We start from the raw sequence: 14,714 nt of genomic DNA on the forward strand, positions 1-14,714 counted from the left end.
TTCGTTACTGGCTGATGACACGGTGCCAGCATTCGGTCGGGAAATGGCGCGGCAGAGCGCCGCGCCAGACCAGCGGCGGGTATTACTGGTAGACCTCGACGCGGTTGCGGCCGCCATGCTTGGCGCGGTACAGCGCTTCGTCGGCCTGCTTGGCGATGGTCTTGATGTCCATCTCCGGGCCCAGCTCGGCGATGCCGCAGCTGAAGGTGCAGGACAGGTCCTGGGGCTGCGCCGGGTAGTGGATCTCGGCGAAGCGCTGGCGGATTTCCTCCAGCACCTTGCGCGCGGAGTCGGCGTCGGTGTCCGGCAGCACCACAGCGAACTCTTCGCCGCCGTAACGGCCGATGTGGTCGGTCTTGCGCAGGCGCTGCTTGAGGAATAGCGCCAGGCTCTTGATCACCCGGTCGCCCATGGGGTGGCCGTAAGTGTCGTTGACCCGCTTGAAGTGGTCGATGTCGAGCATCGCGAAGGTCAGCGGGCGCTCCTCGCGGCGCGCGCGGAAGCGGGCGTCGTCGAGCAGCTGCAGGGTGTGGGTGTGGTTGTACAGGCCAGTCAGGCTGTCGCGGACCATCCGCGCCTTCAGGCTGCGCGCGCGGGCGGCGCGGTTGCGCACGGTGGCGATCAGGTGGCGCGGCTTGATCGGCTTGGTGAGGAAGTCGTCGCCGCCTTCGCTCATGGCATCGAGCTGCTTGTCCAGGTCGTCCTCGGCGGACAGGTAGATGATCGGCACGCTGACATAGCGCTCGTGCTGGCGGATCACCTTGGCCAGCTCGGTGCCCAGGCATTCGGGCATGTACATGTCGAGGATGATCAGGTCCGGCTGGAACTCGGCCAGTTCGGCCATCACCGACAGCGGCGCGGTGAGGGCGCGGGTGACGATACCGGCGCTGTTGAGGACCATCTCGGTGTGTGCGGCCTGGGCGCGGGAATCGTCGACGATCAGCACGCGGAACGGCTCGTAGTGCGCCACGCGGGTCAGCGTCTCGATCTTCTCCAGCAGGCCGGAGGCATCCAGCGCGCCGCTGAAGAAGTCCTGGCCACCGGCGCGGGCAGCGGCCAGGCGGGTCGGGGTATCGGTCTCTTCATGGCTGAAGAACAGCACCGGCAGCTTGTGCTTGAGGCCGGCCTGGGCTTCATCGGCCAGGGCCAGGCCCTGGCCACCGGCGAAGTCGACTTCCATGACGATGGCCGCCGGATGGCGGTCGGCCATGGCGGCGCGGAAGGCATTGGCGTGCTCGCACGGCTGCGCGGCCATGCCGAAGAACTCCAGCTGGCGGGCCAGGCGCTCGGCGCGCTCCTGGTCCTGCAGGGCCAGGTAGACCGGCTTGCGCAGCGGCGGCAGGCTGGTCTGATCGAACTGGTCGCCATGCCGCAGGCCGGTGCGCGACAGGCGCTGCATCAGGCGGTTGAGCTCGGTGATCAGCTCGCTGGACAGGCGCCCGCGGTTGTCCTGCACGGCGCGCAGGCACTGGTCGATGGCCTTGGCCAGGTCGGCGTGCTCGGCCTGCTCGAAGCGCTCGGCGTAGCGTTGCAGACGCAGGCAGGCCTCGGCCAGCTCGGCCATGCCGGCGCTGTTCCATTCGGCGCGCGACAGGCGCTGCCAGACTTCCAGCAGGTGGCGCGCCTGGTGGATCACTCGCTGGGCGAAGTGATGCTTGAGGCGGTCGAGGGAGGGATCGTCGGACTCGGTCATCGCACGCTTCTTCGTAAGCCGTTCCGGCGGCCTGCGGGGCGGAGATGTTTCCGCCGTGATACACACTGATGGCCCTATGCTACCAATCCTTGATGGCAATAACAGTGCCTTCGGTCAAACATTGCGCGCTTTGTAATTCACACCATTACCGCGCACCATGCGCAGGGTAGGCTGCGCCGATGCGCCCGTGTGCGGCATGCTGGCGCAGCGGGACCGAAGAATCCGGCACCCTTGGGGCGCAAACCGGTCCAAGCTAACTTCGAATTCGGGACGTTAAGGAACTTGCCATGTGGAACTGGAAGAAACGCGGCTCCGTGCGCGATCGCGTGGATGACTCGGTAGATAACGTGCGCGCCTATGTCGGCGGCCCCTGGCTGGGCCGTGTACTGGGCGGCGCGCTGGGCGCCTACCTGGTGGTCTGCGGGGTGATCGGCTGGTACTGGAGCCAGGAACCGGACCTGTTCCCCGTGCAACAGAACGCCCAGGCCGCCGCCGAGCGCGCCGGCCGGCAGATGGTGGTGGGCTACACCACCGTGGAAACCCTCAAGGAAGTGGTCGCCACGCTGCTCAACAAGCCGGGCGGCTACCTGTCCAACGACATCTTCCCGCCGGGCATCTGGCTGGACAACATTCCCAGCTGGGAATACGGCGTGCTGGTCCAGGTGCGCGACCTGTCCCGCGCGCTGCGCAAGGACTTCGCCCGCTCCCAGTCGCAGTCCACCGAGGACGCGGACCTGGCGCGCGCCGAGCCGCGCTTCAACTTCGACAACAAGAGCTGGGCGCTGCCGTCGTCCGAGTCCGAGTACGCCGAGGGCATCAAGTCCCTGGACCGCTACCTCGGCCGTCTCTCCGCCGACCCTGCCGGCGCGCAGTTCTATGCCCGCGCCGACAGCCTGAACAACTGGCTGGGTGACGTCTCCACCCGCCTGGGCTCGCTGTCCCAGCGCCTCTCGGCCAGCGTCGGCCGGGTCAAGCTGAACACCAACATCACGCCGATGCAGCCGGTCACCCCGGGCCAGGCGCCGGAGGTCGAGGAAGTGCTGCAGGAAACCCCCTGGATGCAGATCGACAACGTGTTCTACGAAGCCCGCGGCCAGGCCTGGGCGTTGTCGCACATCCTGCGCGCCATCGAGGTGGACTTCGCCGACGTGCTGGCGAAGAAGAACGCCACCGTCAGTGTTCGCCAGATCATCCGCGAGCTGGAGGCCGCCGAGGCGCCGCTGTGGAGCCCGATGGTCCTCAACGGCAGCGGTTTCGGCGTGCTCGCCAACCACTCGCTGGTGATGGCCAACTACATCTCCCGCGCCAACGCCGCGATCATCGACCTGCGCCAGCTGCTGGCCCAGGGCTGATCCATGGCCGCCGGTATCAGCGACAAGGAAGCCGCCCACCGGGCGGCTTCGGATGCCGAGAAGATCGCCTGGGTCGACGACGACGACCAGTTGCTGGGCAGCCTGCCGCGCGCCGAACTGCGTGCGCGTGGGCTGATCGGCCGCGGCACCTTCATCCTGCTGTTCAACTCCGCCGGCGAGCTGTGCGTGCACCGCCGCACCCTGAGCAAGGCGGTCTACCCCGGCTACTGGGACCCGGCCGCTGGCGGCATGGTGCAGGCCGAGGAGAGCTACGCCGAGTCCGCCGCCCGTGAGCTGGAAGAAGAACTGGGCATCGCCGGCGTCGAGCTGCGCGCCCACGGCACCTTCTTCTTCGACCAGCCGGACAATCGCCTCTGGTGCGCGGTGTTCTCTGCCGTCTCCGATGCGCCGCTGAAGTTGCAGCCGGAAGAAGTGCTGGAAGCGAAATTCATCGACCCGCACCAGGCGCTGGCCGAGGCCAAGGCGGGTACGCCCTATTGCCCGGATTCGCTGGCGGCGTTGCGCAAGTATCTGGTCAGTTTCTGACGCCCCAGCCCGCTGTGGGCTGCTCTTCGTAGGAGCGAGCTTGCTCGCGAATGGCTTCGCAGCGGGGCTTGTTCGCGAGCAAGCTCGCTCCTACAACAACCCTGCAGCGCCGGCATGTCGCCAAACTGCCGATCAATGACGCATTTTCGCTCTTAGCATTTGCCTTCAATGCTGCTAAATTGCGCGACCTTTCCGGCAGGGTCCTCCGCCGGGAATTGCGCAGCCCCTGCCTGAGTGGGGCGTCGCGGTCGGCGCCAGCCGGCCATTCGTTGACCTGGCCCGCAGAGGCCAATCCTGGGGAAACGCCCGGTGGTCAAGAAAGCATCCTCCCTGTCCGCCCTCGGCGGGCTCGTCTATTCCACTGATTCCGGCCGGCATTGCCCGGACTGCAATCAGCCCATTGGCGCGTGCATCTGCAAGCAGGCCGAGATTCCGGCCGGCGATGGCATCGCTCGCGTGCGTCGGGAAACCAAGGGCCGCGGTGGCAAGACCGTGACCACGGTGACCGGCGTGCCGCTGGCGGCCGATGCGCTGAAGGACCTGGCCACCGCGCTGAAGAAGCGCTGCGGCACGGGTGGCGCGTTGAAGGACGGCATCATCGAGATCCAGGGCGACCACGTCGACCTGCTGCTCGAAGAGCTGACCAAACGCGGCCTCAAGGCGAAGAAGTCCGGCGGCTGATCCGCCCCCTGTCCAGACAGACAAGCGACTCTCCCCTGTCGAGAACGGGTTCCAGGCCCTGTGCAGAGCGTGCATGGCCCGCAAGCCCTTTCCCTAGATGGGAGATTGGTCGGCGCGCCCTGGGCGTGTCGTCGGATTTTCCTAAACTTACCGCCAACGCTGGCGGTCAACACGGCAACGTCACGACGCCCGGCTAGGTTTATACAACCAGGCCCTGACGACTCACCCGCACGCCGGGCGGGCGCCTGCACACATTCGCGCTATCTGAGGAGACCACCACGCATGGCCGCTAGACGGACCCGCAAAGACGACGGCAGCAACTGGACCGTGGCAGACAGCCGCAGCATCTACGGAATTCGCCACTGGGGTGCTGGCTACTACGCCATCAACGACGCCGGTAACGTGGAAGTTCGCCCGCAGGGCGCCGATGCCCAGCCGATCGATCTGCATGCGCTGGTCGAGCAGCTGCGCGAGGCGGGCCTGTCGCTGCCGCTGCTGGTGCGCTTCCCGGACATCCTCCAGGACCGCGTGCGCAAGCTCACCGGCGCCTTCGACGCGAACATCGCGCGGCTGGAATACAACAGCCGCTACACCGCGCTGTACCCGATCAAGGTGAACCAGCAGGAAGCGGTGGTGGAAAGCATCATCGCCACGCAGAACGTCTCCATTGGCCTGGAAGCCGGCTCCAAGCCCGAGCTGATGGCCGTGCTGGCACTGGCGCCCAAGGGCGGCACCATCGTCTGCAACGGCTACAAGGACCGCGAGTTCATCAAGCTGGCGCTGATGGGGCAGAAGCTCGGCCACAACGTGTTCATCGTGATCGAGAAGGAGTCCGAGGTGCAGCTGGTGATCGAGGAGGCCGCCAACGTCGGCGTGCTTCCGCAGGTCGGCCTGCGCGTGCGCCTGTCCTCGCTGGCTTCCTCCAAGTGGGCCGATACCGGTGGCGAGAAGGCCAAGTTCGGCCTGTCCGCCGCGCAGCTGCTGTCGGTGGTCGAGCGCTTCCGCGCGGCCGGCCTGGACCAGGGCGTGCGCCTGCTGCACTTCCACATGGGTTCGCAGATCGCCAACCTGGCCGACTACCAGCACGGCTTCAAGGAAGCCATCCGCTACTACGGCGAACTGCGCGCCCTCGGCCTGCCGGTGGACCACGTGGACGTCGGCGGCGGCCTGGGCGTGGACTACGACGGCACCCACTCGCGCAACGCCAGCTCGATCAACTACGACATCGACGACTACGCCGGTGTGGTGGTGGGCATGCTCAAGGAATTCTGCGACGCCCAGGGCCTGCCGCACCCGCACGTGTTCTCCGAGAGTGGCCGCGCGCTGACCGCGCACCATGCGGTGCTGATCACCCAGGTCACCGACGTCGAGCGGCACAACGACGAAGTGCCGACCATCCCCGATCGCAATGAGCAGCCGGAGATCGTCCAGTGGCTGGCCGACCTGCTCGGCCCGACCGATGCCGAGATGGTCACCGAGACCTACTGGCGCGCGACCCACTACATGAGCGACGCCGCCGCGCAGTACGCCGAAGGCAAGATCAACCTGGCGCAGAAGGCCCTGGCCGAGCAGTGCTACTTCGCTATCTGCCGCCGCCTGCACAACCAGCTCAAGGCCCGCCAGCGCTCGCACCGCCAGGTGCTGGACGAGCTCAACGACAAGCTCGCCGACAAGTACATCTGCAACTTCTCGGTGTTCCAGAGCCTGCCCGACACCTGGGCCATCGGCCAGGTGCTGCCGATCCTGCCGATCCATCGTCTGGAAGAAGAGCCGAACCGTCGCGCCGTGCTGCAGGACCTGACCTGCGACTCCGACGGCAAGATCACCCAGTACGTCGACGAACAGAGCATCGAGACCAGCATGCCGGTGCACGACGTGAAGGAGGGCGAAGACTACCTGATCGGCACCTTCCTGGTCGGCGCCTATCAGGAGATCCTCGGCGACATGCACAACCTGTTCGGCGACACCGACTCGGTGAACGTCTACCAGAACGCCGACGGCAGCTTCTACCACGCCGGCATCGAGACCCACGACACCATCGAGGACATGCTGCGCTACGTGCACCTGTCGCCCGAAGAGCTGATGACCCACTACCGCGACAAGGTCGCCGGGGCCAAGCTCACCGCCCGCGAGCGCACGCAGTTCCTCGACTCGCTGCGTCTGGGGCTGACCCGCTCGGCGTACCTGTCGTCCTGATCGGGCAGCAGTCCGCCTGATGAAAAGCCCCGCTTCGGCGGGGCTTTTTGCTTTCCGTAGGACCGAGGGGGGCGCCTAGCCCTTGCTCGCGAACCGGGCCCCGCAGCGGAGGTTGTTCGCGAGCAAGCTCGCTCCTACAGGGATACGCCGGAGCTGCCGGCTACGCAGGGGGACACAATCTTTCCCCATGCAGTTCCGTTTCTGCGTTTTCCCCCTCACCCCAGCCCTCTCCCTCAGGGAGAGGGGGCAGATTGTGCCGGCTGACGCCATGGTTTCATCCTGCACCAAACGGTCCCCTCTCCCCTGGGAGAGGGTTAGGGGCGGCCCGAGCGCAGAGCTATCCGGTAGGAGCGGACCTTGTCCGCGAAATCCTGCGCGGCGGAATTAACGGTGTTCGGATGGCACCTTGGCCGGGCGCCATCCGAGGCCAGGGTGGACAGCCGGGGATGCCGGTGCCGGGGCGAGGATTCGCGGACAAGGTCCGCTCCTACGGGGTCAGGCATCGCGCAATTCGAAGCGAGGGAACAGGGAGTGCAGCTCTTGCCAGAGCTCGGGCGCGCCATGGGGCGCGGGTGTGGCGATCAGCTCGGGATCGAGCTGGCGCCCACTGCGGGCCAGTTGCACGACGAAGTTATCCACACCCATCCCGCGCAACCGCGTGGCAAGCCGGCGCAACCTTTCCAGATCGAACAACTGCCAGTGCACGGTGGTGCGGCACTCATGCTCCACGCGGCTTTCCAGCAGTAGCTCCAGGCTGCGCCAGTTGGCCAGCCCGCTGCGTTTCACGCCGGTTGTAGCGTCCATGCCCTCGGCCAGCCCCTTCACGTCGAAGCCGACCCAGTCGGTCTGGGGCAACGCGCGGGCGAAGGCTTCCGGGCGGATGCCGGCGCTGTGCAGCCCGGCGCGAAAGCCCATCTCGCGCACCTGGGCCATGGCCTCGGGCAAGGCGTTCTGCAGGGTTGCCTCGCCGCCGCTGAACACCACCGCCTGCAAGAGGCCCTGGCGGCGCCGGAGGAAGGCGAGGATATCGTCCCAGTGAATTTCAGCTTCGCCCCGTGGCGGAATCAGCTCCGGGTTGTGGCAGTAGCGGCAGCGCCAGGCGCAGCCCTGGCAGAACAGCACGCAGGCGAGCAGGCCGGGGTAGTCGAGGGTGGTCAGGGGCACCAGGCCCCCGACCCTGAGCGTACTGCTCATCGCGCCTCTTGGAAGTGGCGGCGCTCGCGGTGCTCGGACTGCTTGCCGGCGTTGAAGGCCGACACCGGACGGTGATAACCCATCACGCGGGTCCAGACCTCGCAGCGCTGACGCTGGCTTTCGGGCAGTTGGTTGGCGGTCATCGGTAGTGCTCCTTTTGCGTGGATGAAAGGGAAAGGGGAATCAGGCGCAGCAGCTCTTCGGTGCGGCCTTCTGCAGCGCGGCTTCGTCGCATTTCGGGCAGAACTCGTGTTCGCCGGCGAGGTAGCCGTGCACCGGGCAGATGGAGAAGGTCGGCGTCACCGTCAGGTAGGGCAGGCGGAAGCGCCCGAGGGCGGTGCGCACCAGGGTCTTGCAGGCCTCGGCGCTGGAGATGCGCTCGGCCATGTACAGGTGCAACACGGTGCCGCCGGTGTATTTGCATTGCAGGGCGTCCTGCAGTTCCAGCGCCTCGAACGGATCGTCGGTGAGGCCCACCGGTAGCTGCGAGGAGTTGGTGTAGTAGGGCGCCTCCGCCGAGCCGGCCTGGAGAATCTCCGGGTGGCGTTTGCGGTCCTCGCGGGCGAAGCGGTAGGTGGTGCCTTCGGCGGGCGTGGCTTCGAGGTTGTAGAGGTGCCCGCTGTCTTCCTGGAAACGCACCAGCTGTGCCCGTACGTGATCCAGCAGCTCCAGCGCCATCTGCCGGCCGACCTCGGTGTGCAGGCCTTCGCGGTCGTCGGTGAAGTTGCGCAGCATCTCGTGCAGGCCGTTCAAGCCGATGGTGGAGAAGTGGTTGCGCAGGGTGCCCAGGTAGCGCTTGGTGTAGGGATAGAGGCCGGCGTCCATGTGCTGCTGGATGACCTTGCGTTTCACCTCCAGGCTGTCGAAGGCCAGCTCCAGCAGGTAGTCGAGCTGAGCATAGAGGCCGGCGGCGTCGCCGCGATGGCGATAGCCCAGGCGCGCGCAGTTGATCGTCACCACGCCCAGCGAGCCGGTCTGTTCCGCCGAGCCGAACAGCCCGTTGCCGCGCTTGAGCAGCTCGCGCACGTCCAGTTGCAGACGACAGCACATGGAGCGCACCTGGTTGGGCTGCATGTCCGAGTTGAGGAAGTTCTGGAAGTACGGCAGGCCGTAACGCGCGGTCATCTCGAAGAGGCGCGTGGCGTTGTCGCTGTCCCAGGGGAAGTCGTGGGTGATGTTGTAGGTCGGGATCGGGAAGGTGAACACCCGGCCGTGGGCGTCGCCGGCCTGCATCACCTCGATGTAAGCGCGGTTGATCAGGTCCATCTCGGCCTGCAGCTCGCCGTAGGCGAAGGGCATCTCGACGCCACCGACGTAGGGAATCTGCTCGCGCAGGTCTTCCGGGCAGACCCAGTCGAAGGTCAGGTTGGTGAAGGGCGTCTGGGTGCCCCAGCGCGACGGCACGTTGAGGTTATAGATGAACTCCTGCAGCGCCTGGCGCACCTGTTGATAACTCAGCCCGTCGTTGCGTACGTAGGGCGCCAGGTAGGTGTCGAAGGAGCTGAAGGCCTGGGCGCCGGCCCATTCGTTCTGCAGGGTGCCGAGGAAGTTGACCATCTGCCCCAGCGCGCTGGACAGGTGTTTCGGCGGCCCGGCCTCGACCCGCCCCGGCACGCCGTTCAGGCCCTCGCTGAGCAGCGTGCGCAGCGACCAGCCGGCGCAGTAGCCGGCGAGCATGTCGAGGTCATGGATGTGCAGGTCAGCCTCGCGGTGGGCGACGGCGATGCCCTCGCTGTACACCTCGTCCAGCCAGTAGTTGGCGGTGACCTTGCCCGATACGTTGAGGATCAGCCCACCGAGGGAATAACCCTGGTTGGCGTTGGCGCGCACCCGCCAGTCTTCCCGCGACAGGTATTCGTTCATCGAGGCGGCGACGTCCACCAGGGTCTTGCGCTCGCGACGCAGGCGGCCGTGGCGCTCGCGGTAGACGATGTAGGCGCGGACGGTGGGGTAGTGGCCGGCTTCCATCAGGGCACGCTCGACCACGTCCTGCACCTGCTCGACATCGAGGTCGTTCTGCGCCGGCAGGCGCGCCAGCACCTGGCGGGTCAGCTCCTGGGCGTGCAGCGCGGAGAACTCGCCGCTGGCCTCGCCGGCGGCGGCGATGGCGCGTTCGATCTTGCTCGGGTCGAAGGCGGCGGAGCTGCCGTTACGCTTGCGCAGGCTGCTGGGCAGAGAAGCAGTTCGGGATGGGGGCATTAGCTTGATTCCACAACATGCTGTGTCTCGAATCATTCAAGACAACAAGATGTTGTAGGAATCTAACGACATCCTCTGAAGGAAAATTGACCTCGGTCAACGCCCGGTATCAGTCAATTTTTGCCATCGGAGGTATTGACCGCCGGCCAGCCCGAAAGCGTTGCGAATGAGATTCCTGACGGGCGAGCAGTGTTTCTTCAGGGGGGTGGCCGTAGCCGGCCGGTTCGCGAGCAAGCTCGCTCCTACGAAGAGCAGGCTGGTGTGCCGCTGTAGGAGCGAGCTTGCTCGCGAGCGGGAAGGTGCGCCAAACGAAAACCCTCCCCGGGGGTCAGCCCAGCAGAGGCGCCAGTCGCTCTGCCAGGCGCCCGGCGAGGTCTTCGTCGGTGACGTTGGTGAAGCTCATGAGCAGTGCCGGCTCCCGTCGTGCCTCCACGCACCAGGCGTTCAGCGCCTGCAGGCCGAGGCCTTCGGCGTGGGCTCGGCGGGCGACGGCCAGGTCGTCCTGGCGCAGCGTGCCAAGCAGATGCAGCCCGCCGGGCGTATCGGCGAAACGCAGGTGTTCGCCGACACGCGCTTGCAGTGCGCTGCGCAGCCACTGGCGGCGCTGGGCGTACAGCGTGCGGGTGCGCTTGAGGTGGCGGGCGAAATGACCCTCCTGCATGAAGTCGCACAGGGTCGCCTGCAGCAGCTCCGCACAACCGGAAGGGAATACCTGCTGGGTGCGCACGAAGTCCTCCACCAGCTGCGCCGGGACGACCAGATAGCCCAGGCGCAGGGCCGGGTAGAGCACCTTGCTGAAGGTGCCGGTGTAGAGCACGCGGCCGGCGCGGTCGAGGCTCTTCAGTGCCGGCAATGGGAAGCCGGCGTAGCGATACTCGCTGTCGTAGTCGTCCTCGACTATCCAGGCGCCGCCGCTGGCCGCCCAGTCCAGCAGGGCCAGGCGGCGCGGCAGGCTGAGCGCGACTCCAGTAGGGCTCTGCTGCGATGGGGTGACCAGGGCGAAGCGTGCATCGGGCGCGCGGGCAATGCCGTCCTCCACGCGCAGGCCATCGGCGTCCACCGCGACTGGCACCGGTATTCCACCAGCGCGACGCAACAGCTCGCGGCCGCGCGGGTAGCCGGGGTCTTCGTGCCAGAAGCGCTGGCCGGGTTCGAGCAGGGTACGGCTGATCAGGTCCAGCGCGCCCTGGTAGCCGGCGCAGATGAACACCTGCGCGGGGTCGCAGACGATGCCGCGGGAAATCCCCAGGTAGCCGGCGACGGCTTCGCGCAGCGGGCCGTAACCGCAGGGTTCCGGATAGGCCAGCATCGCCGCGCTCTGCTGGCGCACACGCCGCGCACACAGGCGCGCCCAGAGTGCGCGGGGGAAGGCGTCCAGGGCCGGCACGCCGAGCTGGAACGGCCGCAGGGTCGGGCCGTGGGCGATCAGGCCGGGCAGGCTGCGCTCCACCGTTGCCGGGGCCACCCGCAAAGCCGGCGCAGCGCTGGCGCGCCCGGCCAGTTGCGGCGATACCACGGTCCCCGCCGGCCCGCGTGCCAGCAGGTAACCCTCGCTGGTCAGCAACTGGTAGGCCAGCTCCACAGTGCCGCGTGCCACGCCCAGCTCGCCGGCCAGTCCGCGCACCGGCGGCACGCGTTCGCCCGGCCGCAAGGCGCCACGGCTGATCGCGTCGCGGAAGCGCTCGTACAGCTGGCGGTAGATCGGCAGCTCGTGGCTCGGGTCCAGTGGTTGGCGCAACGCGTCGATGGGCGCAGTCATGGCCTTGGCGTTCTGTGAAGAGGTGAGGTGGATGACTATGCCATGACCGGCATCAAGTCGTCCCGCCAGCCCCGATGCAGGATCAGCGTCTAGGCTTGCAGGCAGTGTTGAAAAGCGGGCGATGCGACTCCATCTGTGTTTGCACAACCCGCTTTTTCCACCTGTTCGCCTCGCAGTGCGCGCAGCGGCTCCGGCTGCCCGCGCGAATCCCCCGTGTCCCAGGCGCCGACAGGTCCAACGCATGTGAGGAGTGACCGCTACCGATGGAATTCAAGGACTATTACGCCGCGCTCGGGGTCGAACCCGAGGCCGACGAGAAGGCGATCAAGACCGCCTACCGCAAGCTCGCGCGCAAGTACCACCCGGACGTCAGCAAGGAGCCGGATGCCGAGACGCACTTCAAGGAAGTCTCCGAAGCCTACGAAGTGCTGAAGAGCCCGGAAAAGCGCGCCGAGTACGATGAACTGCGCAAGTACGGCGCCCAGGGCCCGCAGTTCGAGGCGCCGCCCGGCTGGCAGCCTCGCGGTGGTTTCGACGGACCGTCGCCGGGGCATGAGCAGGACTTCAGCGACTTCTTCGAGCAGATCTTCGGCGCCCGTGCCGGTGGCTCCCACGGTGGTTTCGGCGGTGCGCGCCAGCCGCAGGCCCACCGTGGCCAGGATGTGGAGATGGAAGTCCCGCTGTTCCTCGAAGAGAGCCTCTCCGGCGACAGCCGGCCGATCAGCTTCAGCCTGCCCAGCTTTGATGAGTACGGCCGCAAGCTGCCGCCGCAGAACAAGACGCTGAACGTGAAGATTCCCGTGGGCACCGCCGACGGCGAACGCATCCGCCTCAAGGGGCAGGGCGCGCCGGGCATCAACGGCGGGCCGGCGGGCGACCTGTACCTGGCTATCCGCCTGGTGCCGCACCCGTTGTTCGACGTCGATGGTCGCGACCTGATCGTCACCGTGCCGGTGGCGCCCTGGGAGGCCGCGCTCGGCGCCAAGGTGGAAGTGCCCACCCTGAGTGGCCGGATCAACCTCGGCATCCCTGCCAACAGCCAGGCCGGCCAGCGCCTGCGCATCAAGGGCAAGGGCCTGCCGAACAAGGGCGAGGCCGCCGCCGGCGATCTCTATGCGGTGCTCAAGGTAGTGATGCCGAAGACGGCGGACGAAGCGACCCGCAAACTCTGGGAAGAACTGGCTGCCAAGGCGGCCTTCGACCCCCGTGCCGATTGGGGTAAACGCGCATGACGACGACAGTGATGGTGGTGGACCTCGACGAGCTCTGCCAGTCGGTGAACCTCCCCCGCGACGTGCTCGTCGAGATCGTCGAGGTGGGCATCGTGGAGCCCCGCGAACAGCGCGCCGGGCATTGGGTCTTCGATTACCAGGCGGTCAGCGTGGTGCGTCGCGCGGTGCGCCTGCGTCGCGAGTTCGAGCTGGACTGGCCGGGCATCGCTCTGGCGCTGCGCCTGCTGGACGAGGTGGACGAGTTGCGCGCGGAGAACCGCTATCTGCGCCAGCGCCTGGCGCGTTTGCTGGAGGATTAGCCAGGCTTCACTGAATGGCGGCGGCGGCCTGGTCCAGCGGGATGAACTGCACCAGGCCGAGGATGGGCGCTGCGAGGATGCCCTGTACGTAGTTGATGCCGGCTCGGCGCAGGCTTTCGTTGGACATCTGCGCCAGCAGCTCCAGGCGGCCGATCATGCGGCCGAACTCTCGCTCGAAGGACAGGTTGCGCCCCGCCGCGCTGAGCTCGTTGGACAGCAGCAGGGGCTGCCCCTGTCCGTCGGTGCGGCTGGCGAGCAGCCAGGCAGCCACCTCGATGTTCCAGGCGGCGTTGGCGGTCTTTTGCGAGTTCAGCCCGCTGAGCAGGTGCTGGGTGTCGGTGCCGCCGTAGAGCTCATAGAGCATGCTGCCGATCCCGTAGATCAGCGCACCGGCGCGGTCGCCGTTGTAGTCCGCGGCAAAGGCGAGGGACATCGCCTCGATGGATTTCCTGCCGCCCAGGCCGGGTAGCGGCCGCTCCTCGGTAATGGCGTCCATGACCTTCTGCCGCGCGTGCTCCAGGGTATCGGCGCCGGTCTTCTTCCATTCCCGCGGGTTGCGCTTGTAGAGCTTGTCCAGCAGCGTCGAAAGGCTTTCCAGGTTGTCCCGCATGGCCAGGTTGGCGGCGCGGTTGGCGTCGTTCTGCAGCATCTGGCCGCCGGAAAAGGCATCGCCTTGCACGTCTTTCTTCACCGGCGGTGAGGTACAGGCGGCGAGCAGGACAAGGCTGCAGAGGCAAAGGGCGAGTTGGCGCGGGAGCATGGTCGGACCGGACGCGGCGAGCGGTCTTGAACCATGGCGCGCGAGGCGAGCCCGAACCAGTCGGATCGACGCAGGTTCCGGGCCTGCGCGGCAGCTTGCGACGGATTAGACAGATTGGCGGGGAAGAGCCAGACGCCGACACGGGCCGGCGCCTGGTTGCGGATCAGCGCGGCTGGTTCTGCACGATCCAGGCGGAGAAGGCGTCGATGATGCTCTTCAGGAACGGCTGGGTCTTTTCCGACAGCTTGCCGGCTTCGTCGAAGAAGCCACCGGCGCCGCCCAGGTAGGCCTCGGGCTGCTGCAGGACCGGCATGTTGAGGAATACCAGCGACTGGCGCAGGTGGTGGTTGGCGCCGAAGCCGCCGATGGCGCCCGGCGATGCGCTGACCACGGCGCATGGCTTGCCGTTCCAGGAGCTCTGGCCATAGGGGCGCGAGCCGACGTCGATGGCGTTCTTCAGTACGCCGGGCACCGATCGGTTGTATTCCGGGGTGACGAAGAGCACCGCGTCGGCGCGCTGCAGGCGGGAGCGGAAGGCCTGGTAGCTGGCCGGCGGATTGCCGGCATCGATGTCCTCGCTATATAGCGGCAGGTCGCCGATTTCGACGATTTCCAGCTTCAGGTTGGCCGGTGCCAGGTCGGCGAAAGCCTTGGCAATCTTGCGGTTCAGGGATTCCTTGCGCAGGCTGCCGACGACAACGGCAACATCGAAGACTTGGCTCATGGCGACTCCTCGGAAAAGGGTGATGTTGAGCCGTTTGTTATAGACGATGACGGTGACAATAGGGGGACATGGGTCAAAG

Annotated in this window: 13 protein-coding genes; 6 read left to right on the forward strand and 7 right to left on the reverse strand. The window is 66.9% G+C overall.

The features are described 5' to 3' along the window. Positions 1 to 82: 82 nt before the first annotated feature. Complete coding sequence (locus QO207_RS04380; protein ID WP_301531350.1) at positions 83 to 1,693, reverse strand: PleD family two-component system response regulator; 1,611 nt, start codon at positions 1,691 to 1,693, stop codon at positions 83 to 85. Between the two features lie 287 nt (positions 1,694 to 1,980). Between QO207_RS04380 and QO207_RS04385 the strand changes: the two genes are divergently transcribed. The 4 genes from QO207_RS04385 to speA all read left to right on the forward strand — a co-directional run bounded on the left by QO207_RS04385 (position 1,981) and on the right by speA (position 6,468). Beyond that, a complete protein-coding gene (locus tag QO207_RS04385) occupies positions 1,981 to 3,045 on the forward strand; it encodes a DUF2333 family protein (RefSeq protein ID WP_301531351.1) in 1,065 nt (354 codons plus the stop codon). A gap of 3 nt (positions 3,046 to 3,048) precedes the next feature. Beyond that, entirely contained in the window at positions 3,049 to 3,591 is a 543-nt protein-coding gene (locus QO207_RS04390) for an NUDIX hydrolase (protein ID WP_301531352.1), read from the forward strand. Between the two features lie 309 nt (positions 3,592 to 3,900). After that, a complete protein-coding gene (locus QO207_RS04395) occupies positions 3,901 to 4,272 on the forward strand; it encodes a translation initiation factor Sui1 (RefSeq protein ID WP_015479046.1) in 372 nt (123 codons plus the stop codon). 282 nt (positions 4,273 to 4,554) lie between these two features. Beyond that, entirely contained in the window at positions 4,555 to 6,468 is a 1,914-nt protein-coding gene (speA, locus tag QO207_RS04400) for an arginine decarboxylase (protein ID WP_301531353.1), read from the forward strand. A 495-nt stretch (positions 6,469 to 6,963) separates the two neighbouring features. Here the strand turns inward: speA and QO207_RS04405 are convergent, their stop codons facing one another. From QO207_RS04405 to QO207_RS04420, 4 genes are all read right to left on the reverse strand, one after another. Further along, positions 6,964 to 7,662, reverse strand: coding sequence for an anaerobic ribonucleoside-triphosphate reductase activating protein (locus tag QO207_RS04405; RefSeq protein ID WP_301531354.1), 699 nt, complete (start codon positions 7,660 to 7,662; stop codon positions 6,964 to 6,966). Next, on the reverse strand, positions 7,659 to 7,805 hold the full coding sequence (gene nrdD, locus QO207_RS04410; protein WP_301531355.1) for an anaerobic ribonucleoside-triphosphate reductase: 147 nt from the start codon (positions 7,803 to 7,805) through the stop codon (positions 7,659 to 7,661). Before nrdD ends, QO207_RS04405 begins: the two co-directional genes overlap by 4 nt. Before the next feature lie 40 nt (positions 7,806 to 7,845). Next, entirely contained in the window at positions 7,846 to 9,861 is a 2,016-nt protein-coding gene (locus QO207_RS04415; protein ID WP_301531356.1) for a ribonucleoside triphosphate reductase, read from the reverse strand. A gap of 328 nt (positions 9,862 to 10,189) precedes the next feature. Beyond that, complete coding sequence (locus QO207_RS04420) at positions 10,190 to 11,620, reverse strand: PLP-dependent aminotransferase family protein (RefSeq protein WP_301531357.1); 1,431 nt, start codon at positions 11,618 to 11,620, stop codon at positions 10,190 to 10,192. A 263-nt stretch (positions 11,621 to 11,883) separates the two neighbouring features. On the opposite strand from QO207_RS04420, the gene cbpA reads away from it, so the two are divergent. Together cbpA and QO207_RS04430 are read left to right on the forward strand one after the other, a co-directional pair. After that, positions 11,884 to 12,852: a curved DNA-binding protein gene (gene cbpA, locus QO207_RS04425; protein WP_301531358.1), complete on the forward strand. Its 969-nt coding sequence runs from the start codon at positions 11,884 to 11,886 to the stop codon at positions 12,850 to 12,852. Then, entirely contained in the window at positions 12,849 to 13,151 is a 303-nt protein-coding gene (locus QO207_RS04430; protein WP_225594885.1) for a chaperone modulator CbpM, read from the forward strand. Before cbpA ends, QO207_RS04430 begins: the two co-directional genes overlap by 4 nt. 7 nt (positions 13,152 to 13,158) lie before the next feature. On the opposite strand, the gene QO207_RS04435 is transcribed toward QO207_RS04430, so the two are convergent. Further along, the gene (locus QO207_RS04435) at positions 13,159 to 13,911 is read right to left on the reverse strand and encodes a hypothetical protein (protein WP_301531359.1); all 753 of its coding nucleotides are present in this window, start codon (positions 13,909 to 13,911) and stop codon (positions 13,159 to 13,161) included. A 163-nt stretch (positions 13,912 to 14,074) separates the two neighbouring features. Beyond that, complete coding sequence (locus tag QO207_RS04440; protein ID WP_301531360.1) at positions 14,075 to 14,635, reverse strand: NADPH-dependent FMN reductase; 561 nt, start codon at positions 14,633 to 14,635, stop codon at positions 14,075 to 14,077. Positions 14,636 to 14,714 lie beyond the last annotated feature (79 nt).

This window comes from Pseudomonas sp. CAN1 (assembly GCF_030462585.1).
GTDB lineage: Bacteria > Pseudomonadota > Gammaproteobacteria > Pseudomonadales > Pseudomonadaceae > Pseudomonas.

Bases quoted from the DNA above. Each gene is read 5' to 3' on its own strand.
- QO207_RS04380 (WP_301531350.1), bottom strand. From the start codon at position 1,693: ATGACCGAGTCCGACGATCCCTCCCTCGACCGCCTCAAGCATCACTTC.
- QO207_RS04385 (WP_301531351.1), top strand. From the start codon at position 1,981: ATGTGGAACTGGAAGAAACGCGGCTCCGTGCGCGATCGCGTGGATGAC.
- QO207_RS04390 (WP_301531352.1), top strand. From the start codon at position 3,049: ATGGCCGCCGGTATCAGCGACAAGGAAGCCGCCCACCGGGCGGCTTCG.
- speA (WP_301531353.1), top strand. From the start codon at position 4,555: ATGGCCGCTAGACGGACCCGCAAAGACGACGGCAGCAACTGGACCGTG.
- QO207_RS04405 (WP_301531354.1), bottom strand. From the start codon at position 7,662: ATGAGCAGTACGCTCAGGGTCGGGGGCCTGGTGCCCCTGACCACCCTC.
- nrdD (WP_301531355.1), bottom strand. From the start codon at position 7,805: ATGACCGCCAACCAACTGCCCGAAAGCCAGCGTCAGCGCTGCGAGGTC.
- QO207_RS04415 (WP_301531356.1), bottom strand. From the start codon at position 9,861: ATGCCCCCATCCCGAACTGCTTCTCTGCCCAGCAGCCTGCGCAAGCGT.
- QO207_RS04420 (WP_301531357.1), bottom strand. From the start codon at position 11,620: ATGACTGCGCCCATCGACGCGTTGCGCCAACCACTGGACCCGAGCCAC.
- cbpA (WP_301531358.1), top strand. From the start codon at position 11,884: ATGGAATTCAAGGACTATTACGCCGCGCTCGGGGTCGAACCCGAGGCC.
- QO207_RS04430 (WP_225594885.1), top strand. From the start codon at position 12,849: ATGACGACGACAGTGATGGTGGTGGACCTCGACGAGCTCTGCCAGTCG.
- QO207_RS04435 (WP_301531359.1), bottom strand. From the start codon at position 13,911: ATGCTCCCGCGCCAACTCGCCCTTTGCCTCTGCAGCCTTGTCCTGCTC.
- QO207_RS04440 (WP_301531360.1), bottom strand. From the start codon at position 14,635: ATGAGCCAAGTCTTCGATGTTGCCGTTGTCGTCGGCAGCCTGCGCAAG.